The organism is Corynebacterium liangguodongii (assembly GCF_003070865.1).
Classification (GTDB): domain Bacteria; phylum Actinomycetota; class Actinomycetes; order Mycobacteriales; family Mycobacteriaceae; genus Corynebacterium; species Corynebacterium liangguodongii.
Genome location: NZ_CP026948.1, coordinates 1,744,381 through 1,768,051 on the forward strand (window position 1 = coordinate 1,744,381; position 23,671 = coordinate 1,768,051).

Annotated in this window: 22 protein-coding genes; 10 read left to right on the forward strand and 12 right to left on the reverse strand. The window is 65.6% G+C overall.

Translation table 11 applies throughout. The features are described from left to right. Positions 1-90: 90 nt before the first annotated feature. Together brnQ and C3E79_RS08300 are read left to right on the forward strand one after the other, a co-directional pair. Positions 91-1,497, forward strand: coding sequence for a branched-chain amino acid transport system II carrier protein (gene brnQ, locus C3E79_RS08295; protein ID WP_108404489.1), 1,407 nt, complete (start codon positions 91-93; stop codon positions 1,495-1,497). Between the two features lie 371 nt (positions 1,498-1,868). Further along, positions 1,869-2,855 (forward strand): LLM class flavin-dependent oxidoreductase, encoded by a 987-nt coding sequence (locus C3E79_RS08300; protein ID WP_108404490.1) that lies wholly within the window; start codon positions 1,869-1,871, stop codon positions 2,853-2,855. Positions 2,856-2,871: 16 nt separating this feature from the next. Here C3E79_RS08300 and C3E79_RS08305 read toward each other — a convergent pair whose 3' ends face one another. The 6 genes from C3E79_RS08305 to C3E79_RS08330 form a co-directional block, all read right to left on the reverse strand. Further along, on the reverse strand, positions 2,872-3,879 hold the full coding sequence (locus C3E79_RS08305) for an alcohol dehydrogenase catalytic domain-containing protein (protein WP_108404491.1): 1,008 nt from the start codon (positions 3,877-3,879) through the stop codon (positions 2,872-2,874). Beyond that, positions 3,880-4,551, reverse strand: a complete 672-nt coding sequence (locus C3E79_RS08310) for a phosphonatase-like hydrolase (protein ID WP_108404492.1) — start codon at positions 4,549-4,551, stop codon at positions 3,880-3,882. A gap of 29 nt (positions 4,552-4,580) precedes the next feature. Further along, positions 4,581-6,272: a phosphonate ABC transporter, permease protein PhnE gene (gene phnE, locus C3E79_RS08315; RefSeq protein ID WP_108404493.1), complete on the reverse strand. Its 1,692-nt coding sequence runs from the start codon at positions 6,270-6,272 to the stop codon at positions 4,581-4,583. Between the two features lie 5 nt (positions 6,273-6,277). Further along, the gene (gene phnC, locus C3E79_RS08320; RefSeq protein ID WP_108404494.1) at positions 6,278-7,087 is read right to left on the reverse strand and encodes a phosphonate ABC transporter ATP-binding protein; all 810 of its coding nucleotides are present in this window, start codon (positions 7,085-7,087) and stop codon (positions 6,278-6,280) included. Positions 7,088-7,116: 29 nt separating this feature from the next. Further along, positions 7,117-8,061 carry a phosphate/phosphite/phosphonate ABC transporter substrate-binding protein gene (locus tag C3E79_RS08325; protein WP_108404495.1) on the reverse strand — a complete coding sequence of 315 codons (945 nt, stop codon included), beginning with the start codon at positions 8,059-8,061 and terminating at the stop codon, positions 7,117-7,119. A gap of 114 nt (positions 8,062-8,175) precedes the next feature. Next, complete coding sequence (locus C3E79_RS08330; protein WP_108404496.1) at positions 8,176-9,291, reverse strand: TIGR03364 family FAD-dependent oxidoreductase; 1,116 nt, start codon at positions 9,289-9,291, stop codon at positions 8,176-8,178. A gap of 148 nt (positions 9,292-9,439) precedes the next feature. Between C3E79_RS08330 and C3E79_RS08335 the strand changes: the two genes are divergently transcribed. The 5 genes from C3E79_RS08335 to C3E79_RS08355 are packed head-to-tail and all read left to right on the forward strand — an operon-like array spanning position 9,440 to position 14,774. After that, on the forward strand, positions 9,440-10,195 hold the full coding sequence (locus tag C3E79_RS08335) for a GntR family transcriptional regulator (RefSeq protein ID WP_108404497.1): 756 nt from the start codon (positions 9,440-9,442) through the stop codon (positions 10,193-10,195). Positions 10,196-10,212: 17 nt separating this feature from the next. After that, the gene (locus tag C3E79_RS08340; RefSeq protein ID WP_108404498.1) at positions 10,213-11,694 is read left to right on the forward strand and encodes an ABC transporter substrate-binding protein; all 1,482 of its coding nucleotides are present in this window, start codon (positions 10,213-10,215) and stop codon (positions 11,692-11,694) included. After that, positions 11,691-12,623, forward strand: a complete 933-nt coding sequence (locus tag C3E79_RS08345) for an ABC transporter permease (RefSeq protein ID WP_108404499.1) — start codon at positions 11,691-11,693, stop codon at positions 12,621-12,623. The genes C3E79_RS08340 and C3E79_RS08345 overlap by 4 nt, the downstream gene beginning before the upstream one ends. Further along, positions 12,620-13,420: an ABC transporter permease gene (locus C3E79_RS08350; protein WP_108404500.1), complete on the forward strand. Its 801-nt coding sequence runs from the start codon at positions 12,620-12,622 to the stop codon at positions 13,418-13,420. The genes C3E79_RS08345 and C3E79_RS08350 overlap by 4 nt, the downstream gene beginning before the upstream one ends. Continuing rightward, positions 13,407-14,774, forward strand: coding sequence for an ATP-binding cassette domain-containing protein (locus tag C3E79_RS08355; protein ID WP_108404501.1), 1,368 nt, complete (start codon positions 13,407-13,409; stop codon positions 14,772-14,774). Before C3E79_RS08350 ends, C3E79_RS08355 begins: the two co-directional genes overlap by 14 nt. A 6-nt stretch (positions 14,775-14,780) precedes the next feature. Here C3E79_RS08355 and C3E79_RS08360 read toward each other — a convergent pair whose 3' ends face one another. Genes C3E79_RS08360 through C3E79_RS08365 form a run of 3 tightly spaced genes read right to left on the reverse strand, consistent with a single transcriptional unit; the run spans position 14,781 to position 17,404 of the window. Continuing rightward, on the reverse strand, positions 14,781-16,058 hold the full coding sequence (locus C3E79_RS08360; RefSeq protein ID WP_235840724.1) for an acid phosphatase: 1,278 nt from the start codon (positions 16,056-16,058) through the stop codon (positions 14,781-14,783). Between the two features lie 33 nt (positions 16,059-16,091). Then, entirely contained in the window at positions 16,092-16,229 is a 138-nt protein-coding gene (locus tag C3E79_RS11470) for a hypothetical protein (RefSeq protein WP_179948255.1), read from the reverse strand. 8 nt (positions 16,230-16,237) lie between these two features. Next, entirely contained in the window at positions 16,238-17,404 is a 1,167-nt protein-coding gene (locus C3E79_RS08365) for an alpha/beta fold hydrolase (protein ID WP_108404502.1), read from the reverse strand. A 26-nt stretch (positions 17,405-17,430) separates the two neighbouring features. Between C3E79_RS08365 and C3E79_RS08370 the strand changes: the two genes are divergently transcribed. Further along, a complete protein-coding gene (locus tag C3E79_RS08370; RefSeq protein ID WP_108404503.1) occupies positions 17,431-19,320 on the forward strand; it encodes a CPBP family glutamic-type intramembrane protease in 1,890 nt (629 codons plus the stop codon). Here C3E79_RS08370 and lepA read toward each other — a convergent pair. Beyond that, entirely contained in the window at positions 19,268-21,124 is a 1,857-nt protein-coding gene (lepA, locus tag C3E79_RS08375) for a translation elongation factor 4 (protein ID WP_108404504.1), read from the reverse strand. The two genes, C3E79_RS08370 and lepA, sit on opposite strands and share 53 nt — an antisense overlap. A gap of 141 nt (positions 21,125-21,265) precedes the next feature. Between lepA and C3E79_RS11640 the strand changes: the two genes are divergently transcribed. Both C3E79_RS11640 and rpsT read left to right on the forward strand, forming a co-directional pair. Further along, positions 21,266-21,781, forward strand: a complete 516-nt coding sequence (locus C3E79_RS11640) for a type II toxin-antitoxin system PemK/MazF family toxin (protein WP_235840725.1) — start codon at positions 21,266-21,268, stop codon at positions 21,779-21,781. A gap of 195 nt (positions 21,782-21,976) precedes the next feature. Next, a complete protein-coding gene (gene rpsT / locus C3E79_RS08385) occupies positions 21,977-22,240 on the forward strand; it encodes a 30S ribosomal protein S20 (protein ID WP_108404505.1) in 264 nt (87 codons plus the stop codon). A 65-nt stretch (positions 22,241-22,305) separates the two neighbouring features. Here rpsT and C3E79_RS08390 read toward each other — a convergent pair whose 3' ends face one another. Then, positions 22,306-22,722, reverse strand: coding sequence for an ankyrin repeat domain-containing protein (locus C3E79_RS08390; RefSeq protein WP_108404506.1), 417 nt, complete (start codon positions 22,720-22,722; stop codon positions 22,306-22,308). Positions 22,723-22,732: 10 nt separating this feature from the next. Beyond that, positions 22,733-23,671, reverse strand: a complete 939-nt coding sequence (gene holA / locus C3E79_RS08395; RefSeq protein WP_108404507.1) for a DNA polymerase III subunit delta — start codon at positions 23,669-23,671, stop codon at positions 22,733-22,735.

Consider the following 23,671-nt stretch of genomic DNA (forward strand, 5'->3'; position numbering starts at 1 on the left):
CACACTCCGGGAAAATTTTCCCAAAAGATTTCCTCGTCCCCTCCCTCACGGGGTACCCTAAGGCAATTCCACGCACTTAAGGAGGATTCGATGGGCTCTACTGCAGTACCTGCAGCACCAACTGAAGCAAAGAGCGGCTCCCGCGGCTCGACCACGGCGATCGTTGTCACTGCGCTCGCGCTGTTTTCTATGTTCTTCGGCGCCGGAAACCTCATCTTCCCGCCGATGCTCGCCGTGGAGGCCGGTGACAACTTCTGGCCCGCCATCCTGGGCTTTCTTGTCACCGGCTCCCTGCTCCCGGTCCTCGCCGTAATCGCGATCGCGCTCTCAGGCGCCAACGTGCGCGACCTCGCGCAGCGCGCCGGCTCCCTCTTCGGCGTCGTCTTCCCCGTGCTCGCCTACCTGTCCATCGGTGCGTTCTACGCACTGCCGCGCACCGGCGCGGTGTCGATGGAGACCGCGATCACCCCGGTCTTCGGCGTCGAGGGCCTCGCCGCCTCCGCTGTATTTAACGCGCTCTTCTTTGGCATCGCGTTGGCGCTGTCGTGGAACCCGAACACCATCATGGAGAAGCTGGGCAAGTTCCTCACCCCGGCGCTGCTGATCCTGCTCGTGCTCATGATCATCGTTGCGCTTGCGAAGTGGAGCGCCGATCCCTCAGCCCCTGCCGAGGATTACGCTAACACCCCGTTTAGCTCCGGCCTGCTCGAGGGCTACCTCACCATGGACTCCATCGCCGCGCTAGCGTTTTCCATCGTCGTCATCTCCACACTGCGTTTTAGGGGCTTTCCCGAGGGCGCCCCGGTCGTGCGCGGCACCATCCTCGCCGGCGCCGGCGCGGGAGCGATGCTTGCGCTGATCTACCTCGGCCTGGGCTCGATCGGCCGCGTCATCCCCAACGGGGAGGGCTACGACAACGGCGCGGGCCTGCTCACGGATGCCGCCCACCTCACCCTCGGCGGGGCCGGGCAGATCGTCTTCGCCCTCGTCGTGCTGCTGGCCTGCATGACCACGGCCGTCGGCCTGATCACTGCCACCGCCGAGTACTTCTCGGAGCAGTTCCCCGGCAGCTACAAGGTATGGGCCGTCGTCTTCACCATCATGTCCATCGTCATTGCCACGCAGGGCCTCGAATTCGTCATGGCGATCGCCGCCCCCGTCATCGGCTTCCTCTACCCGCCGGCCATCGCGCTCATCATGGTCACATTGATCGAGCCAGCGTTCCGTGCCAGGACCCGGTTCACCTGGGCGTTCTTCTTGCCGATCTGGGTCGCCGTCATCTACTCGGCACTCGAGACCTTCATCTCCCTGGGGTGGGGCGCTGCTGCCTTAACCCCGCTGGTCGCCTGGGCGCCGCTGCAGGGGGTCGGCCTGGGCTGGGTCGTGCCGGTCGCCGCCGCCTTCGTCATCGGCCTCGTCATCGACCTCGCCCGCCCGAAGGCGCCGCTGAAGGTCGGCACGGTGGAAACGGTCGAGGGCGAATCGGTCGTCGATTAGCGACATCGCTCACGGGTAGCTAGTCCGCTTTCCTAACTGCTACCCTCGACGTAGATCTTGCTCGGCAACACGACCCTATTACTACCCTGCAAAGGAGCAGTCATCCACATGGGTTTCTGGATCATGCTCGTATCGTTCATCCTGGGAATTGCGCTGATGATCTTTGGGGGCCGGCGCGCCCAGAAGAATAGAATGAACCTTGTGTGGGTTGCGCTTGGAGTTGTTTTCGTTGCCACTTCGGCGTGGCTCGCATGGCCTAAATAGAGCGGCGCTTGCCTTCCGCAGGTTCCGTAACGGCATAGCCGGAATCTCTAGCCAGTGTTTTACGTTCCCCGCGCCCCATCACCCCCATAGAAGCGTAGCCTGGCAGCATGAATACCCCGCTAGCACTGCTTGATTTTTGCACCGTATACCCCGGCGAATCGGTCCGCGACTCCATGGCCCGCTCCGTGAAATTCGCCCAAAAGGCGGAGTCGCTGGGGTACTCGCGCGTCTGGTACGCCGAGCACCACAACATGACGTCCATCGCCTCGTCCTCGCCCGCGGTGCTCATCTCCCACATCGGCGCGCAGACGAAGACGATCCGCCTCGGCTCGGGCGGGGTCATGCTGCCCAACCACTCCCCCTATGTCATCGCGGAGCAGTTCGGGATGCTCGCCGAGCTCTACCCGGACCGCATTGATCTGGGCCTCGGCCGCGCCCCCGGCACCGACCAGCAGACCCTCGGCCGCGCCCTGCGCCGTGACCCGCGCGCCGCCGAGCGATTCCCCGAAGACGTCCTCGAGCTCCAAGCCTGGCTGAGTGAGGACTCCCCGATCCCCGGCGTGGTAGCCACCCCCGGCGCGGGTACGAACGTGCCGCTGATCATCTTGGGCTCATCCATGTTCGGTGCCTCCCTCGCCGCCAAGCTGGGGCTGCCGTATTCTTTTGCCTCCCACTTCTCCCCGCAGATGCTCGAGGAGGCCACGACGTTCTACCGCGAGAACTACCAGCCCTCCGCGCTCCACCCGGAGCCCCACGTCATCGCCGCGGTCAACGTCACCGCCGCCGAGACCATGGAAGATGCCGAGCGGCAAACCACGATTGTCTACCGCAACCGCGCCCGCGGGCTGCTGGGGCGGCGCGCCCAGGCGCTGACGAACGCGGAGATCGATTCCTACCTGGCAACGTTCCAGGGCCAGCAAATGCTCGACATGCTGCGCTACACCGCCCGCGGCACCGGATCCGACGTCGCCGAATACCTCACGTGGTTCAAGGAGCACTCCAAGGCCGACGAGCTCATGATCTCGCTGCAAAACGCGACGTTCGACGAGGTCCTCTCCGGGATGAGCATCCTGGCGGATGCGTGGATGGACTAGCCCCGAGCTTGCGTTTTTAGCCGACCACCACGGTACGCAGCCCAGCGGAGGGGTTTTGGAATTCTCCCGGCAAAGCATCGAACGGAATCGGTCCTGCGAGGACGAGTTCCCACGGAAGCATCCTGCCTGCTGCACCCAGGAACTCCACAGCGTTCGCGAGATGCCGAGGCTCGTAGTTGTGTACACCGGTGATCGAGCGCCATCCCCTCACGACCCATTCGGGGTCGATTTTCACCGTGCCCGCCGGAGTGACTGAGCCCGCCAGAACAACAGTTCCGCCAACCTTGCACGCGGCGAGACTGTCCACAACGCCGCCGATCGCTCCCGATAGTTCGAGGACGATGTCGGCGGTGCCCCCCTTCGCGGAGGTGACCAAACGATCTGCCACCCCGTCCGCCGCATCGAGTGACAGCCGGTTCATGTCGCAGCCAATCACCAGGCCCGCACCCCGTCGCTTCGCCTCAACGATGGCGACGAGCCCTAGCATGCCCACACCATTGACGAGCACCGTCTTTCCGGAGAAATCGCCCGCGGCTTCCATTACCGCCATCACAGTCGCGATGGCACACCCAGCAACCGACGCCTGGGCGCTTCCAATTTCGTCGGGCACAGCACTGACGGGGTGGCCGGCCAGAAGGTGGATGTGGGTGGAATAGGTCCCGGACAGGCGCCAGCAGGAGTCGAAAAGCTCATGCCCGATTTTCCGCACGTTCAGGCACTTGGCCGTGAATCCGGCGCGGCATCGTGCACAAGCGCCGCACGGGGCAGTCACCGAGAATACGATCCGTTCCCCTTTGGACACGTCGCTGCGTTTCGACGCCACCACCGTGCCCACCCCCTCGTGGCCGAGGATGGACGGGGTCTCGCCGGGCCGCCGGCCGAGAACTGTGTGCCGGTCCGAGCCGCATACCGTGGCGGCGTTGATGCGCACCAGTAGCTCACCGTCACGTAGTTGCGGAAGGGGAACGCTGGTGAGTGCGAAATCCTGGCCGCCGAGCCACAGTTGCGCAGTCGCGGAATCCATCTAACGCAGAATGTCCACGTTCGGGAAATCAGCCACGGAATTGATGACGATGTCCGCGCCCTCACGCTCGAACTGCTCACGCGTCAAGTGTCCAGTGAGCACGCCGACGGATGTGACTCCGGCGTTGCGGGCTGACTGGATGTCGGCGGAAGTGTCTCCGGTGCTGATGACCTGGCCGAGGTCATCTACGCCGGTCAGCTCCATAACCCGGCGAATCAAATCGGGCTGCGGCCGACCCGACTCCACCTCGTCGCCCGCCGCGACCGCATCGATAATCTCGCCCGTGTCCCAACCGAGACCGGCAAGGATAATGTTGGTGATCTCCCGGGAGAACCCGGTGGTCAGTGCCACCTTGATGCCGGAATCCCGCAGCTGTGCAAGCGCGCCTTCCACCCCAGGCAGCGCCGCGGGCGGATTGCTTTCGTAGGTGCGCCGCAGCTCAGCACGAAACCACTCCCATGCCCGCTCGACAACCTCGGTCTCAGGCTCGACCCCGCCCAGGCTCAGGAGCCGGCCGATGGCGTACTTCTTTTCCGTTCCCATGAATTCCTGGAATTCGTCGTCGGAGTAGATCGCACCTTCACGCTCCGTTGCTTCCCGGAGCACGCGGTACACCTCGTCGCGGTCATTGACGGTTGTGCCCGCCATGTCGAAAATCGCCAGCTTCTTCATTTTCTCTCACCTTTTCTTCTACAGCTCGACTACCGAATTGTCTTCCGCAGCCACATGGACAGGCCTTCCACCACCAGCACAACCGCGACCATCAGGATGAGAATCATCGTGACCACATCGAAGGCATTGATGCGCGCGGCGTTCAGGAGCAGGAATCCCACACCGCCGGCGCCGACGACGCCCAGCAGCGTCGCGGAGCGGATGTTCGTGTCCAACAGGTAAAGGGTGTGAGCGACAAAGGCCGGGGCCGCCTGGCGCACCGTGGCCGAGAAGAACACCTGAATGTCGCTCGCACCCGTGGTGCGCAGTGCCTCCTGTACACCAGTGTCCGTCTCCTCCAGCGAGTCGGCGATCAGTTTGGACAGCAGACCGACCGCGCCGATCGCCAGTGCCAGCGTGCCCGCAACCGCGCCGAGCCCCGAGATAACCACGAAGATGATGGCGAGGATGAGTTCAGGTATTCCGCGGATGACCGCGATCAACGTGCGGAAGAAACCGTGCACAGCACGTTTGCGCATAACGTTGCGGGCCGCGAGGCATCCGATCGGCAGTGCGAGCACCGCACCGATCATCGTGGCAGCGAGGGCGATCTGAACGGTGATGAGCAGCTGCTCGAGCATCTCGTCCATCGCGCCACCCGACGACGGAGGGAAGAACAAGCTCAGCGTTGCGGGGAGGTTGACAATCCTTGTCGTAAGATCCGGCCAGTTGATGTCCACACGCAGCAGCGCCCAGAGAGTCAATGCGGCGAGAACGCCCGCCGAGACGAAACGGCTGACGCGCTCGGAGGTCCATGGCGGGGTCAGGTGCACATCGGCAGCACCCGGTTCGCGGTTGCGGTTGAGCACCTTGTCCGCCCACGTGCCGCCGGTGACAGATCCCCCAGCGCGGTTGAGAATCGCGGCGCGAATCGCGCCTGAGATCATCTCGATGACAATGCACAACGCAAGCACGATAAGTGCGAGAGCCATTCCGCGCTGGTAGTCCAGCACCCGCAGTGACTCGGAAATGGCCAAGCCAATACCGCCGACTCCGACGTAACCCAGCAGAACCGAGGTACGCAGGTTGATGTCGAAACGGTGCAGCGCGGTGGCGATGATTTGGGGCATGAGCAGCTGCGGGATGGCCGCCCAGATTTGCTGCCGGCGGGTGCCGCCGGCGGATTCGATGGATTCACGCGGGCCGTCATCAAGCTCTTCAATCGCGTCCGCGTACAGCTTCGCCACCATGCCCACCGAGTGGATCCCCATTGCGAGGATGCCGGCGGCGGCACCCAGGCCGAACATGCGCAGGAACACGATGGCCAGAACGAGGTCCGGGATGGCGCGGGCGAGAACGGTCAGCGCACGGCCCGTTGCCTGGGCTCCGCGCCCGGATGTGGTCGGAGTCGCGGACGTTAACGCCACGGGAATGGACAGGATGACGGCGAGAAGGGTGGACAGGAACACGATCGCCAGCGTCTCGGCGATCAGTGACAGGGTCTCCCCCAGCGGCGGAAAATCGAGGGGGAACATCCGCCGGGCAAACGCCACCGCGTTGTCGAACGATCTCGCAATCACCGCCGGCTCAATGCCGATCGAGATGACAGACCAGATGCCTCCGACCACCAGGAGTACGCCAACTATCGACGCTGCCACGGTGTTGACGGTCGGCGCGGGGCGCTTCGGCTCCAAAACGCTTGGAGCCGGGCGCTGCACGGGTTGTTTCAAAACCGATGTCATTGTGCCTACCGCGCCTTCAGCTCGCGCTCGATTTCGTCGCCTGCCCCCGCGACCGAGGAGTAGATCTTGTTCACATCCTCCACCGACAGTGACTCTGTGCGCTCATCCAGCACGACACGCCCGCTGCGCAGGCCGATGATGCGGTCCGCGAAATCAATCGCGAGCTGCACCTGGTGCAGCGACGCGACCACTGTGAGCTGGTCTTCTGCCGAGATTTGCTTGAGTAGCGCCATGACCTCCTGGGAGGAGACTGGATCGAGCGAGGCGACGGGTTCGTCGGCAAGCAGTACCCGCGGGTGCTGCATGAGGGCGCGAGCGATGGCGACGCGCTGCTGCTGGCCGCCAGAGAGCGTGTCCGCGCGCTGGTAGGCGCGGTCAGCCAATCCGACCCGGTCGAGCTTCTCCACGGCCTCGGCGCGCACAGTTTTCGGGTACATCATCAGCGACAGCCGCGGACCTTTGAGCGAACCGAGCCTGCCCGTGCACACGTTTTCCAGCACCGACATGGGCCCGATCAGGTTGAAATGCTGGAAGATGACACCGACGTCTTTGCGCAGGCGGCGCATCCCCGCAGTGTTGAGTCGGGCGACGTTCTCGCCGAGCACCATAACGTCTCCACCGGACGGCGTGTGCAGTCCGTTGAGGTGGCGCAACAGTGTGGATTTCCCGGAGCCTGATAGGCCGAGAAGAACTGTGATCGCGCCGGTTTCGATGTCCAGCGTGACGTTGTCCAGGCCGAGGACGCCTCCGCCGAAATCCTTGGTCACGCCCTTCAGGCTAATGGCGTGCTGAGTGACTGCTGCGCTACGTGTCATGGTGATCTCTCTTATGCGCTAAGCGGGCCCTAGCCGACGTTCCGGCAGGCGGGCGCGTTTGTGGCCTTGCAAATGTCGCGGATTGAGTCGAAATCGGAGTCCTCCACCGGCAGGTAGCCCCACTCCAGCTCTTCGGGCAGCTCGCAGTTGTCCACGGAATCGCAGATGCCTTCTTCAACGAGCGCCGGCTTGTTCGCCTTGGTGCGGATCGCCTCGACGATCTTGTTTGCGGTCTCCTCATCCAGCGTTCCGTAGTTCACGGCGATCGGATCTTCAGTGATGGGGTCGGATTCCCAGATCGGTTTCAGCGCGCCATCTTTGACCTGACCGGACGTGGTCAGCGTGCTTAGCATTGTGTCGTGGGCGAACGCCACGTCACAGTTGCCGGAATCGAGGGAGAGCAACGAGGCGTCGTGGCCGCCCGCGAGAATGGGGGTGAGGTCAGCGTTAAGATCGATACCTTCGTCCATGAGCCCCTTCATCGGGACCAGGTAGCCGGAGGTGGATGCCTGGTCAACGAAGCAGACCTTCTTGCCCTTGAGATCAGCGAGCGAGGAAATGCCGTTTTCATCTGCGCGCACGTAGGCGAGCGAGGTGTAGGCGGGCGGCTCGTTCTCGTTGTCGGTGCCGGAAGCGGCGGGCTTCAGGTTCACACCTGAGTCCTTCGCAATGACGTAGGAGAACGGTCCGAAGGATGCGATGTCGATCTGACCTGCGCGCATTCCCTCGATAACGGCAGCGTAGTCCGAGACGTTCTGGAAGGTGACGGTGTTGCCGGTTTCCTTCTCAATGAGCTTTGCAATCTTGTCGTAGTCGGCGGACAAGGAGGCGGAGGATTCGGACGGCACGGCTGCGAGGGTGATCGCTTTGCCGCCCTTTGCGCCGTCGGACGAGTCCGAGCCGCATGCGGTGAGGGACAGAACGGAGAGGGTGACTGCGCCGATGAGAGCGCGAGAACGCTTGGTCGTAAACACGGGAGGCCTTTCGTCGAGATGGGGTTTCCTTGCGATTGTCACGCCCCTTCCTCAACTTGTCTAGCCGAGTGGAGAGTATTCATAGACAGGCAACCCTGTGTTCACCCCGCGGGTTCAGAACCCTTCGACAACCTGCCCGGAAAGCGCCAGCTCGGCGATTCCGAAGGACAGCGTCATTCCGATACCCGAAGTCACCACGGCAACGGTCGTGGAATCGTCCGGGTGCACGAGAACCAGGTTCCGCTCGGCGGAGTCTGCGTAATGGCCCAGCCAGCGCTGTCGCACCACCGGCTCACCCAGACCGAAGTAGTAGGAGGCTCGCTCGATCAGGACTTCCGCAAGCGCCTCGTCAATGAACGGCTCCGGGCTCAGCGAGTACGCATGGGAATCACCAACCAACAGACCATTCGGAATCCCGGTGGCCATGAGATTCGCCACCATTGCAACCAGTTCCGGCTCACGAGAAGCCAGCTCGTCGCGCAGCTGAGGAACACTCGGCATGGCCGCGAAGCCGTCATAACGCGCCAGCGAGGTGCCCGTGAGAAGTGCGGTCTCCACCGGTATCCGGCCTGGACGCGTAAGCAGGGCCATGGCCAGCGTGCACACGCGCACCCCATTGCCCTCCGCTATGCGGGGAAACAGGCCACGGAGTTGATCACCCGGGCACGCGATGACGCGGCGAGCCGAATATTCTCCGCGGACGGTATCCACCCGGCCGTCGGACACTGCGGTGACGCGGGTGTTCCATGTGAATGTCACACCCTGCGACGCAAGCCAAGCGACTAAGCGCGGCGCCGCTTCACGCGGATTGACCCTCATGTCCCGCGGAAGGTGGGCACCACCAACCGCCTCGAGATCAGGATTAGCCAGGGCATCTCGGATTTCACCGGGCCCCACGAGGGTGACATCAGCCTCGCCGCGGTGGGCGGCAAATTCGCGCAGCACCTGCATCTCGAGCTCGGTCACCGCTGGAATCCAGGTGCCCGATTGAGCGGCCCAGAGCCCCGTATCCTGCGCGGCCTGGAGCCATCCCCTGCGCGCCCTGTCCGCGACAGGCTGAATAAGATCGGCCTGGCCCGTGAAGCACGCGTGCCCGAAATTCATGATCGATGAGTGGACAGGCGCAGCTTCGGCTTCGATGACGTGGACCGACTGCCCCTGTTTATGCGCGAGGAACGCTGTGGCCAGCCCGAGAATGCCAGATCCGATAACGATGAGGTCGTGTGTCATATTCACCATCTTCAACCAGAAAGAACCCCGCTCGCCACACTTGGATAGACAAGTTAACCCGAAATTCATGTCCGCGCACGTCACCCGACAGCCTCGGCCGCTTGTTATGGTGAGTGCAGCACGCGTCCGCCCCGAGGAGAAGACCCGCATGTCCGCCGCTCATCCCGTCACACACCACGACATTGCGATGTTCCTGCGCGAGAAAATTCGCTCGGGTGCGCTGCAGCCAGGGGATGCCATCCCGTCAGAAGCAACGCTGTGCGCCCAGTTCGGATCCGCCCGCGGAACTGTCCGTCAGGCGGTTGCAACCCTTAGAGCGGAGGGTGTGATCTCCTCCGGGCAGGGACGCCGCTCCCGTGTCGTCCAACGAATTGCCTCACAATCCTTCGACGACGTCGTTTCGTTCTCTCAATGGTGTCGCTCGAACGGGATCGAACCCGGGCAACGCACACAATCAGTCACGCGCGGCTTCGCCGGTGCCCAGCTAGCCGAAGATTTTCACATCGGCCAGGACGACCCGGTTGTTTCTGTGCACCGACTGCGCCTGATGGACGGCGCGCCAGCAATGGTGGAACGACTCAATTACCCGCTCCACGTGGGGAAACACGTGTTATCTTTCGATCCGGATACGGGGTCTATTTATGAACAGCTCATCGCCAACGGCGTCGACATCGACCATGCGCTGAGGGTAATCGACGCTATCGAGGCACCGGAAGAGGACGCAACGCTCCTCGGCGTCACCCCTGGCACCCCACTGTTGCGCGTCCGCCGCAAGGCGTTTACCGCGTCGGGCTCGCCCATCGAGTCATCCGACGACCGCTATCTTTTCACCAAGGCCAGCTTCGCGGTGACGTCTTCGCGCAGCAACCCGCAGAACGTGTCAATGGTGTCAACCCCCCGCTGAAGGTACTCTTTCCACCCATGACGTCACTCAGGGCTGCCGCCGCGCTGCTCGCCTACGCACTCATGCCGCTGGCGGCCGTCAGCTGCGCGACAGACGGTGGGCCCGGCACCGGGCGCGGGGATCTCGTCGTGGCCACGCAGGCCGCGCCGGCGAGCCTGGACTTCACCTCCACGGGCGGCGCCGCCGCACCGCAGGCGCTCGTCGGCAACGTCTATGAAACGCTCGTGCGTATCGACTCCACAGGCACCCCTCAACCCCACCTGGCCACGAGCTGGGAGACAAGCCCCGACGGCACCGAATACGTCTTCCACCTGCGCGAGGGCGTGAGGTTTTCCAACGGCAAGGAGTTCACGGCCGAGGACGCGGCGTTTTCCATCGACTACGTGAAAAACCACTGGACGAACGCGCTCAAGGCGCAGATGGACCCGGTGGCGCGGGCGGAGGCCGTCGATAAGCGGACCCTGCGCGTGACGCTCGCGCAGCCCTCAACAAGCTGGCTGTGGTCCATGGGCACGCTCACAGGCGCGATGATGACGCCGGATTCCATCGACCGCCTGGCCACCGACCCACTGGGCACCGGGCCCTACACGGTGCGCCGCTTCGCCGTGGGCGAGTTCGTGTCCTTCGCCGCGCGCGGCGACTACTGGGGTGCCGCACCGCAGTCCGACGCGACGATGCGCTACTTTGATGACGCCACCGCGGCGGTCAACGCGCTGCGCGCGGGCGACGCCGACGTCGTGTGGGCAATGCAGGCCCCGCAGCTCATCGGCGCCCTGCCGGAGGAGATCGGCGTCGAGGTCGGCACCACCAACGGCGAGGTGGTGCTGTCGATGAACAACCGCCGCGCGCCCTTTGATGACCCCGACGTGCGCCGGGCGGTGGCCTACGCCATCGACCGCGACGCTCTCAACAGCGTCGTCTACGACGGCATGGCCACCGACACCGGAGGCGCCCCCGTCCCGCCCACGGACCCGTGGTTTACGGGCCAGGACTACTACCCCTTTGATCCCGACCGGGCCCGCGAGCTGCTCGCCGGGCGCACCCCAAAGCTCACCATCACGGTTCCCAACCTGCCCTACGCGCAGGCCGCCGCGGAGCTGATCTTCTCCCAGCTTCGCGACGTCGGATTCGATGTCGCCTTAGAGACAGTCGAGTTCCCCGCCGTGTGGCTGGGCCAGGTGCTCAAGCGGCACGACTACCAGGCCTCCATCGTCGCCCACGTCGAACCCCGCGACATCCCGTTGATGTTTGGCAACCCCGACTACTATTTCGGCTACGACTCGCCCACCGCGCGCAGCCGCATCGCGGCCGCGGAGGTGGGCGAGCAAGCGGAGAACATGGCGGCGGCAGTGGATGTGATCATGGCCGACGCCGCGGCGCTCACGCTGCTCAACGCCCCGAACATCGTGCTCACGGCGCCGGGGGTGAGCGGTGTGGACCCGAACGTGGTCACCGATGGTTTGGAGCTGGCGTCTATACGCAAGGAGTCCCGCCCATGATCGTTCGCGCGCTGACGCGCTTTTTCCTCCTCATCGCCCTAGCCAGCCTGCTCATCTTCGCGTTGCTGCGCGCTGTGCCGGGCGACCCGGCGCGCGTGGCGCTCGGGGTGACGGCCACGGACGAGGACGTCGCGGCGCTCTCCGCGCTGCTGGGAACCGACCGTCCCTTAATCGTGCAGTACCTCGACTGGGCGGGGGGCCTGCTCACTGGCGACCTCGGGGTCTCCATGGCCAGCCGGACGCCGATTGGCCCGGTCGTTGCCGAGCGTGCCGGGGTCTCGCTCACGCTCACCGTGCTCGCGATGCTCGCCTCCCTCGCCATCGCCGTCCCGCTCGGCGTCTACCTCGCGCAACACGGTGCCCGCCCGCTGGGCATGGTTGTCGCCGCGGCCATCCAGGTCGGCATCGTCGTGCCCAGCTTCATGGTGGCCATCCTCCTCGTGGCGGTGCTCTCCGTGCGGCTGGGGTGGCTGCCCGCCGGCGGCTGGGAATCCCCGGCCCACCTCGTCGCGCCGGTCGCCTCGCTCGCGCTCGTGCAGGCGGCCATCCTCACCCGCTACTCCCAGCGCGCGATCACCGAGGAGATGGGCAAGGACTACGTGCGCACCGCGCGGGCGAAGGGGGCACGGCGATCGGCCACCCTCTACCGCCACGCGCTGCGCAACGCGGCGCTACCCGTGCTCACCGTCGCCGGCATCCAGCTCTCCAGCCTCGTCGTCGGTGCCGTCGTCATCGAGCGGGTCTTCGCCCTCCCCGGGCTGGGCACGATGCTTCTCGACGCCGTGGCCAACCGCGACCTCACCACCGTGCAAACGGTGATGATGCTGCTGGTGGCCTTCACCTTGACGGTCAACCTCGTCGTCGATCTACTCTACGCTGCGATCGATCCCCGGGTGCGCCGGCCCGCGGCGAAGAAGGTGGGGGCATGAGGCTGCTGAGGAGTGCGAGCCGAACCCAGCTCGTCGGGCTCGCGATGGTGCTTGTCGTTCTCGGCGTTGCCGCGCTCGCGGCGGTGTGGACCCCCTACGACCCGCTGCAGGCCGCCCCGGAGTCCCGGCTGCAGGGGCCGAGCGCCGCGCACTGGATGGGCACGGACCAGCTCGGGCGCGACATCCTCTCGCGCGTGATGGACGGCGCGCGCCTGACCCTGCTCGTGGCGCTGTGCGCCGTGGCGCTCTCCGCGCTTATCGGAGTGCCGCTGGGGATGTGGGCGGGGATGCGCCGCGGGCCGATCGAGGCGGCGATGATGCGGGTCTCCGACCTGCTCATGGCGTTTCCCGCCCTCTTGCTCGCGATCGTGTTCACCGCCGTCTTCGGCGCCTCGGCGCTCATCGTCGTCATGGCCATCGGCATCGCCGGGGTGCCCGGCTTCGCCCGCATGGCGCGGGTGGGCACCCTGCAGGTGATGAGCCAGGACTACATCCTCGCCGCCCGGGTGTCCAAGGTGCCGCCGCTGCAGGTGGCGCGCACCCACGTGCTGCCCAACATCGTCCCGATGACCATCGTGCAGGTCTCCGTCTCCTTGGCCATGGCTATCCTCGCCGAGGCGGGGCTGTCCTTCCTCGGGCTGGGCACGCCCGCCCCGTACGCTTCCTGGGGGAGGATGCTGCAGGCCTCGCAGCCGTACCTGGCCACCGACGCCCACCTCGCGCTGTGGCCGGGGCTGGCGATTGCGTGCACGGTGATGGGCTTTACGCTCCTCGGGGGTGACAATGATCAGCGTTAGGGACCTCACTATCGAGGGCATCCTCCACGGAGTCTCCTTCGACCTCGCCCGCGGCGAGCGCGTCGGCATCATCGGCGAGTCCGGCTCGGGCAAGTCTCTCACCGCGCTGTCGATCATGGGACTCGTCGATACGCTGCCGCTCTCCGGCTCGATTACCGTCGACGGAGTGGAGATGGTGGGCACCCGCGATCGCGTGCGCCGCCGGGTGCGGGGGAGGAAGGTCGCGATGGTCTTCCAGGAGCCGATGACCGCGCTCGACCCCCTCATGCGGGTCGGCCGCCAGGTCTCCCGCGACCCGGAGCGGGCCCGCGCGCTGCTGGGAGAAGTAGGGGTGGCCCGCCCCGACGCCTACCCGCACGAACTCTCCGGCGGGCAGCGCCAGCGCGTGCTCATCGCCGCCGCGCTGGCCCAAGACCCGGATGTGCTTATCTGCGACGAGCCCACCACCGCGCTCGATGCCACGGTGCAAGGGCAGATCCTCGACCTCATCGACTCAGTCGTAGCCGCCCGCGGGATGGGGCTGCTGTTTATCTCCCACGACCTCGCGGTGGTGGAACGGATGACCGAGCGCGTGCTCGTGTTCAAAGACGGCCGCATCGTCGCCGCGGAATCCGACTACGCGCGCTCGCTCGTCGCGGCCTCCCGGCCCGGCCCGCCGGCCCCTGCGCGCCCGCTCGGCGAGCCCGTGGTGGCCCTGCGGGACGTCAAGCTCACCCGCGGGAGCACCCGCTCGCTCGACGGGGTGACCTTGACCGTGCGCCGCGGCGAGCGCCTGGGGCTCGTCGGCGGCTCCGGTTCGGGCAAGACCTCGCTGCTGCGGGTTATCGCGGGGCTCTCCGAGCCCGACGCGGGCACAGCCGAGGTCGCAGGCGAGGTCCAGATGGTCTTCCAGGACCCCTATTCCTCGCTGGACCCGCGGATGAGCGTGGGGGCGTCGATACGCGAAACGGGCGTGGACGCCGCGCGCGCCGAGGAGGTGCTCGCCCAGGTGGGGCTGGCAGGCGTGGGCGAGCGCACGCCGCGGAAGTTCTCCGGCGGTCAGCGCCAGCGCATCTCGATCGCGCGCGCCGCCGCGCCCCGGCCCGCGATTTTGCTTGCCGACGAGCCCGTCTCCGCCCTCGATGTCACCGTGCGCCGCACCGTCCTCGACCTCATCGACGCGGTCGTCGGCGAGGGCACGCTCGTCTTCGTCTCCCACGACTTAGCCCTCGTGCGTGAGCTGTGCCCCACCGTCGCGGTGATCCACGAAGGGCGCATCGTCGAGCACGGCGCCACCGAGGACGTATGGTCCGACCCGCAGCACCCGTACACGCAGGCGCTCATCGAGTCGGCTCGTCGCGCCCAGTCGCGGTAGAGCGCGCTAGTTGATGTTCAGCGACCCATCCGGGTTGACGCTCAACCGCGCGGCCGTGGCTGCCACGAGGTTGACGCGCTGCCAGGACCCGCCCGGACCCTGCCAGTCCAAAGGCGCCCCGGCCGGTGCCGCCGTGCGTCGAAGCACCTCCTCGCGCTGCTGCCAGCTCAGCTCCGGGAAGCGAGCGGCGAGCAGCACCGGGGCGGCCTGCGGGACCTGCATCGGCGCATCCTCGTGGTAGGCCTCCGGTAGGCCGTAGTCCATCCACTGCCCCATCGTAGACACGGCGTCGGCGGTGGAGATATACGGCGTATCGCGCGCCACCAGCTCCGCGATCGAGACCCCCGTGCGCCATTCGATTTCGGCGCGCAGCTCGGCGGCGGCCTGGTCGAGGGCGTTTCGCATCTTCGGGTCGTTGAGGCGATCGGCGGCCGCCGCGTAGCCGGACATGCGCCCGCCGATGACGTCGAGCGGGTAGTGCACGCCGAGCACGACGCGTGAGTTGCCGGCCTCGGCACCGCGATAAGCCAGCTGCGGGGCGAGCTCGGGGAGCATGTATGCAAGCAGCGTGGTCACCCACACCGCCTGGTTCGTGTGCCCCGACGGGAAGGACGGAGAGGTGATGTAGAGGTCCCCGGCGCCTTCCGTGTTGTACCGCGTGATGCGATCCGGCACAGCGATGTGCGGGCGAGGGTAGTCGTAAATTTCCTTCTCAATGAGCGTCGAGCTGGCCAGCCCGCCGGCGCGGGCGAGGTAGCCGTTGTCGAGCAGGTAGGCCGTCTTCGGCAACCGCCCCTCGGCCAGGGATGTGCGGAACGCCTCACCGAACTCCGCACCAAGTGCCGGCGAGAGCGCGGCGAGCAGGCCACCTGCCGAGGCGACCGCGTCGACCTGGGCCTGCCGCACCTGCTCCGGGGTTGCGGTGTTGTTGATGCGCACCGCCGTCTCCACATTCGCGGCCATCGTCTCCGGCTGGCCATCGCGCACCTGGCGGAAAATTCGGGTGACCTCTTCGTAGATCCCGTAGTCGTAGGAGGAGACATCCGAGATGTAGCCGGTGAGGTAATCCGGGGTAAACGGCACCGGGACCGGCGCGCCGGGGTGCTGCACGGGAACGTACCCGGTGGAGGAGCCGGTGACCTCGCTGCGCAGCTGCGGCAGCGTCACCGAGGAGCCTTCCGGCAGTTGCATGTTCGCATCAAGGGAGGGCTGGGCGAGAGCAGGGGCGGCGGGCGCGGCCAGCGCGCATGCGAGCGCAGCTACGGCAATCATGCGGGTTTTCACAGCCAAGACCATAGCCCCGCTAGCGCCTGGCCGCTACCGGCAGATGTGGAACATCAGCGCCGGGTTGAGCACGTGCTCCTCGTTGCGCTCGAAGACGCTGGTGAGCACGTCGAATTCCTCGAGCTCGCCAACGGTGAGGTCTACCTGTTCGCGGAGAAAAGGCGTCTGCATGCCGCTCATCATAGCCCCACCTCGCGCAGGAGGGCGCGCAGGACGTGAGAGCCGTGCTTGCGCAAGCCGTCGTGCTGCCACGCATCAGTCTCGTACACCCTCGCGCCGATCAGCTCGGCGGTCTCGAGCGAGAGCTCGCGCGGGACGTAGATGTCGTCTGTGTAGACGACCGCGGCGGCCCCTTCGACCCGGCCCAGGCCGGCGTAGAGGTTGGGCCAATCCTGCTTCCGGGCGAGCTCCTCGGCCGCCGCCTTGAAGGGGCGCAGCGCGGGGTCTTCGTCGAAGTGGAAGGGGAAGATGTGCTCGCCGGTGAGGTAGAACTCGGCGTCGTCAGGCGAGGCGTCCGGCGCGAAGCCGTCAAGCGTCTCGGAGACGCGCTGGGCGGACCAGGCGGTCGCGCCGGGCACCGTGCCGCCGTAGATGGACTCGTGGACCGCGGCGTAGAGCGGGTTGCGCTCGAAGCTCACGAGGTCGCAGACCTCGGCGAGGACGTCGGTACGCAACCGCCCGTTCGGGTGAAACGGCGCCTCGAGGAGGTGCGCCAATGCCTCGAACCCGTCCTCGCGGCCCAGCGCGATGCCAATTCCTCGGAACCGGCGCGAGCTCAACCGCTCGCCGGTGGGCAGCAGTTCCTCGGAGTTATCGAGGTGGCGGCATACCTCGCGGATTTGCCGCTGCGCCCACGGCACCTCGGCGTAGAAGCGCAAGTGGCGCGCACGCAGCTTGGCAAACGTGGCCCGGTAGACCTCATCGACGCCGCGGGTGACGGTGGGTAGCCCGCCGGTGAAAAAAGCGTGTCCGATCCGCTCCGGGTGCGCGGCGAGGTAGTGCGCGAGGCAGAACCCACCAAAGGACTGGCCGAGCACGTCCCACCGCTCGAGTCCCAGTTCCTCGCGGATCGCCTCGGCGTCTTCGACGATCGCATCCGCGCGCAGGCGGGCGAGAGTGCCGGCATCGATGAGCTCGGGTGTGGCGCGGTCGATGCGCGTGGATAAGCCAGTGCCCCGCTGATCCAACAGCACCACGCGGTAGCGCTCGAGCGCGGCGTCGATCCATTCGTAGCGCTCCCGCGGCGCTGGCGAACCCGGCCCGCCCTGGAGAAAAAGGAGTGCGGGTTTGGAGGCGTCGCCAAGAACTCGTGCGAATATCGTGAACCCTTCGCGCTGAATCTGCATATCACCAATGCTATAAGGTGGCGGGCGTGACAGCCCCGCCGTACCACCGCCTCGCCCGCGCCCGCGCGCTGCGCCGCAACGCCTACGCGCCGTGGAAGCCCGCGCTCGAGATTGCTTCCACTCTCTTTTTCTTCCTGGCGATACAGGTAGCATTCGCGGCGGCATTCTTTGTCACCGGTGTAAACAGCGGAATGACTCTTCAGGACTTCGAGGATCTCCTGTTCGGTTCCGGCAAAGACGACGACCCAACGAAGATGGTGTTCTACTACGGTTCTCTTGCGCTGAGTTCCCTCGCCGCGGTGGCAGGTGCGTGGGTTGCCGGGCGCAGGCCAGCCGCTCTGTTGTCGGTCGCCGGCCGTATCCGGCTCAACGTGCTCGGCGCGTCACTGGCCTGGATCGCACTTCCGGTCTTCGGCTGCTATCTGGTCGACGGGCTTATTCACGGCGTGCCCTCCCCGATTGGGCGCACATTTTGGTTGTCCATGCTTGTCTGGGTCTCGCTCATCCCGCTGCAATGCGCGGCCGAGGAACTGATCTTTCGCGGAGCACTGCCCCAGGCCTTAGGCGCCTGGTTGCGATCTCCCGTCACCGCATTCGGGCTGGCCATCCCCGTGTTCGTCATAGGCCACTCCTATGATCTAGCCGGATTAGCCAGCGTCGCCATATTCGCGGTCATGGCATCTGTCCTCACCCACCGCACAGGTGGTATCGAGGCAGCAATTGTCCTGCACTGCGCCAACAACATGGCATTATCTTGGGCCGACATCGCCGGGATTACGGACCTGGCAGGTGATGACAATCGACTGTTGGTTCTCGTTGCAGGATTCCTCCTCCAATATTCCGGCGCGGTTGCCCTACTGATTGTTCTGCGCGCATACGCGCCGAGCCGTTCAACGCCGCTGCCGGGATGGTTCCCCGGTGCGGGCTGGTATCGGGGCTGGCCGAAGGTGGCTGTGCGCCCTAGGACGCGACGAGCTAAGCTCCAGCCCTCGCGCCAGCGCCCACCAGCGCCGTTGCCCCGCTGCACGGTAGATCCGGCCCGCTTCCACCGCACTATCCGGCCATGGTGGTCCGCACTCGCCGAGGCGGGTGCACTTGCGGTACTCTTTATTGGAATTGCTACCGCGTCCACGCTGCTGCTGACGGGGTTAGGACTTTGGATAGGGCTTCCCAGCACCATCATTGAGCTGCCGGTAGGCGACATCGACTCCAACGTCCTTATGTTGATTGCCCTCGCCATGACATGCGCCGCACCCCTGCTTGCTGCACGCATTGTGGGGCGAAACCCGCTGGAGCTGTTCAGCTCTAGCGGCCGCTTCCGCTGGCGCCTCGCGTGGGTTTCAGCAGCTGCGGCCGCTGTGGCCTACGCGGTGATGTACCTCTGCGGATTGATTCTCTACGGAATTCCCGACGTCACGCTATCTGCCAAGGGGACAGCCTTCATCCTCGTCTGCGTGCTCGTCGTCCCCTATCAGGCGCTCGCCGAGGAGTTGCTCTTCCGCTCCGCGATACCTCAGATCGTCGGTGCGTGGGTGCGCAGCCCGTTCATCGCCTACGGCGCCGCTGTTCCCCTGTTCGCCGCGGGGCATGGATACAACTGGATCGGGATGAGCGACATCATCATCTACGCCGTGTGCGCAGCCGGTCTGACCTTCTACACCAACGGAATCGAGGCCGCCGTAGCGCTCCACGCTGTCGGTAATATCGTCGCTTTCAGTGGCCTTGGCCTCGGGTTCGCCGATCCGACAGAGTTCGACGTCGACGCCTCGGCGGCGCTATTTTCCATCGCTTCCACGCTGCTGGGGGTCGCAGCGACGGTGTGGGCTCTGCGCAGGTGGGTCGGGGTTGAACCCGCCGGACATCCTACTCCTCGTCGGTTGACAGCGCCGCCACGAACGCCTCCTGCGGCACCGTGACCGAACCGATGGACTTCATGCGCTTCTTGCCGGCCTTCTGCTTCTCCAAAAGCTTGCGCTTGCGCGAGATGTCGCCGCCATAGCACTTCGACAGCACGTCCTTGCGCAGCGCGCGGATGTTCTCGCGGGCGATGATCTTCGCCCCGATTGCAGCCTGCACCGGCACCTCGAACTGCTGGCGCGGGATGAGCTCCTTGAGCTTCTTTGTCATCTTGTTTCCGTACCACTGGGCGGAATCGCGGTGGACGATCGCAGAGAACGCATCGACCGGTTCGCCCTGGAGCAGGATGTCCACCTTGACCAGGTCGGCCTCCTGTTCCCCGGCTTCTTCGTAGTTCAGGGAAGCGTAGCCCTTGGTGCGGGATTTCAGCATGTCGAAGAAGTCGAAAATGATCTCGCCGAGCGGCATGATGTAGCGCAGCTCCACGCGGTCTTCGGAGAGGTACTCCATGTTTTTCATGGTGCCGCGCTTGGACTGGCACAGCTCCATCGTCGTGCCCACGAACTCCTGGGGCACGATAATCGTCATGTTCACCACCGGCTCGTAGACCTCGCGCAGCTTGCCGCCCGGCCAGTCAGAGGGGTTGTGGACGAGGGATTCGGTGCCGTCTTCAGCGACGACTCGGTAGGTCACGCTCGGGGCCGTGGAGATGAGATCCAGGTCGAATTCTCGCTCGAGGCGGTCTCGGGTGATCTCCATGTGGAGCAGGCCAAGGAAGCCGCAGCGGAAGCCGAAGCCGAGAGCCACGGAGGTCTCGGGCTCCCAGGTCAGGGAGGCGTCGTTAAGCTGCAGCTTCTCCAGCGACTCGCGCAGGTCCGGGAAGTCCTCCTGGGAGACGGGGAAGAGCCCCGAATACACCATGGGACGCACGTCTTCGAACCCGGCCAACGGTGCTTCCGCACCCTTGTTCGCCCAGGTTACCGTGTCGCCGACGCGGGTCTCGCGGACATCCTTCACACCAGTGATGAGGTATCCCACCTCGCCGGGGCCCAAGCCCTTGGTCTTCTTCATCGTCGGCGAAACCACCCCGATTTCGAGGATTTCATGCTTGACCCCGGTGTTCATCATCTGCACCTGCTGGTTCGGCTCGAGCTTGCCATCCATCATGCGCACGTAGGTGACCACGCCGCGGTAGGTGTCGTAGACCGAGTCGAAGATGAGCGCGCGCGCCGGCGCGTCGGCACCGAACTCAGAGGTCGGAGGGGGCACAAGCTCGACGAGCTTGTCCAAAAGCTCCGGCACACCCACGCCCGTCTTACCGGAGACCCGCAGGACCTCCTCCGGCTCGCAGCCGATAATGTTCGCGATCTCGAGCGCGTACTTATCCGGGTCGGCGGCGGGCAGGTCGATCTTGTTGAGCACCGGGATGATTTCCAGGTCCTTGTCCATCGCCATGTAGAGGTTGGCCAGGGTCTGGGCCTCGATGCCCTGGGCGGCGTCGACAAGCAAGATGGCTCCCTCGCAGGCCTCGAGCGCGCGGGAGACCTCGTAGGAGAAGTCGACGTGGCCGGGGGTGTCGATCATTTGCAGGATCGTCTGCTGGCCGGCGAAGCGCCCCGCCGCGGGCGTCCACGGAAGCCGCACGTTCTGCGCCTTGATGGTGATGCCGCGCTCGCGCTCGATATCCATGTTGTCGAGGTACTGATCGCGCATGTCGCGCGCGTCAACGACGTTGGAGAGCTGGAGGATGCGGTCGGCCAGGGTGGATTTGCCGTGGTCGATGTGGGCAATGATGCAGAAATTCCGGATCAGGGAGGGATCCGTAAACGTCGTCTCCGCGAAGGAGGTTTTCGAGGCAGCCATGATTAGGCCTACTCTACCGGCTCCGTGGGGAGGAGAAAACACGCAGCGGGCCGCTTGTACGCCCGCGTGCGCAGTCGTAGAGTGGGTCGCTACAGCACGCACATCCGCGTGAGCAAAAAAGATGAAAGGGGGGGTGCGAAAATGAGCCTGTTTCGCCGCAAGCGCCCGCGGGAGGAGAAGGCAGGCCCCCTCGACGAGGGCCTAGCCCTGCTCAACGAGCGTCTCGGCTCCTCCCCGCGCGCCCCCCGGGACCCCGCAAAGGTGCCCACGGCCTCGCTCGTCGTGCGCCCCACGGCGGGGCTCGCCCGCAGCATCTACTACGCCCCTGACATGGACGGGCAGGCCGAACCCGGCGAGGTCGTCTGGGCGAGCGTGCCCTCCGATCCCCCGCGGGAGCGCTCCTTGCTCATCATCGGCCGCGAGCACCACGACCTGCTCGCGCTACTCATCTCCCCCGCCAAGGAGCACGCGCACAGCCCCGACTGGCTCGACATCGGCTCCGGCGAGTGGGAATCCTCCGGCGAGCCGTGCTGGGTGCGGGTGGATAAGACCCTCGTCGTGGCCGAAACGGACGTGCACCGACGCGGCGCCTCCATCCCTCTGCGGCGCTTCGAGCGCGTCGCCCACCGCCTCCGGGAGGATTACGGCTGGGCATAGCCGGCGGTTTGGTTTCTCGGGTAGGCGGTTGTTAGAGTGTAGGGGTTGTCCGTACCCGGACCCCACGGGTGCGCCCTGCTACGCGAGCAGGACCTTGGGCTCGCGTCGAGGCTTAGCCGAAGCGAGGGCGCGCGAGACCCGTCCGGGTGGTGACTGCGCACAAGCCAATCATCGATTTCAAGAGGTGCTCTACCCATGGCAAACATCAAGCAGCAGAAGAAGCGCGTTCTCACCAACGAGAAGCGCCGCCTGCGCAACAAGTCCATCCGTTCCGCCACACGCACGGAGATCCGCAAGTTCCGCGAGGCCGTCGAGTCCGGCGACAAGGCGGCCGCCGAGACCCAGCTGCGCGTCGCCTCGCGCAAGCTGGACAAGGCCGTGACCAAGGGCGTCTACCACCGCAACGCTGCGGCGAACAAGAAGTCCAACATGGCCCGCGCCTTCAACAAGATGGCCTAAAGCCCGCTCCGGCTAACGCCTGTTGCCCCGCTCCCCCCGCAAGGGGTGCGGGGCAACAGGCGTTTCTAACCCTGCAGGCGGGCCGCGATGTCCTCGCGCCCGAACACCTTCGCCGTCTCCACTGCGTTCGGCGCCCCCGCGTTAGGGTCGGCGCCCGCACCTAACAGCAGCTCGACGATGTCGTCTTCCTTCTTAAAAATCACGCCCGCGAGCGGCGACTGGCCTCTCGCGTTGAGCTTATTGACATCCGCGCCGCGCTCAATCAGCCCCCGCACGAGCTCGGCATGCCCGGCGTAGGCCGCGAGCATGAGCAGCGAGTTTCCGTCCTGGTTCGCCAGGTCCGCGCTCACGCCGTGATCGACGTAGGCCAGCAGCTCCGCGTTGCCTGTCCGCGCAAGATCAAAGAGCTTACCCGCAAACTCCTGAACCTCCTCCGGGACGTCGCCTGCCCGAGAATCCGTGTGTCCTTCGCGCTCTTCCATAGAGGCAATGTTAGCGGGCGAGCTGGCTGATGCGCGCCACGGCGTTTTCGACGCAAAACTCAGGGTCGCCGCCGCGGCCCTTGACCTCCGCGTCGAGGTCGGCGACGATGATCACGGCCTCCGAGACGGCCTCGCCCGACCAGTTCCTCGCCACTTGCATCGTCTTCCTTGCCACGAACGGGTGCATTCCGAGCTCCCGCGCGAGCTGGTCCGGGTTGCCCCGGGTGTTGTAGAGCTTGGCAATGTCGCCGATCTTGCGCGCGAGCGCCGCTGCGATGGCAACCGGGCTCACCCCCAGCTGCAGGGCCCTGCGTGTCGACGCCAACGCCCTGTCAACCCTGCCTTCCACCGCCTGGTCGGCGATGGTGAACCCGGAGACTTCTGCCACCCCTGTGTAGTAGGCGTGGACAGCGCCGACCGTGATCTCGCCTTCGGTATCGGCAACGAGCTGGCTCACCGCCGAGGCGAGCTCGCGCAAATCGGAGCCGACCGATTCCAGCAGCGCTGCCACGACGTCGGGGGTGGGCCGCACACCGAGGCGGCGAAACTCGTTGCTCACCCACGCCTGCCGGTCCCGGTCCTTCAGGGGCTCCGCCGAGTGCACCTGGGCGAGCTTTCTCAGCCTGGGAACATACGACTTGTTACGCCCACCACCAGAGTGCATGAGAATCAGCGTCATCCCCGGGGCGGGATCCTTCGCGGCGGCGAGCAGCAGCTCCGTGGGCTCCTTGCCCGCCTGGTCGACATCGCGAAACACCACGGCGCGCTCCTCGGCGAAGAGAGAGGGGCTCGTTGCCATTGCCAGCTCGCCCTCGCTGATATCCCCGGCGCGATAGGTGCTCACCTCTACGGCTGGGCTGAGCTCGGCGATAATCGCCTTCATGGCGCGCTCGGCGAGAAACTCGTCTTCTCCCAAGACGAGGTGGACCGGAGTGTGCATGCGCACCAT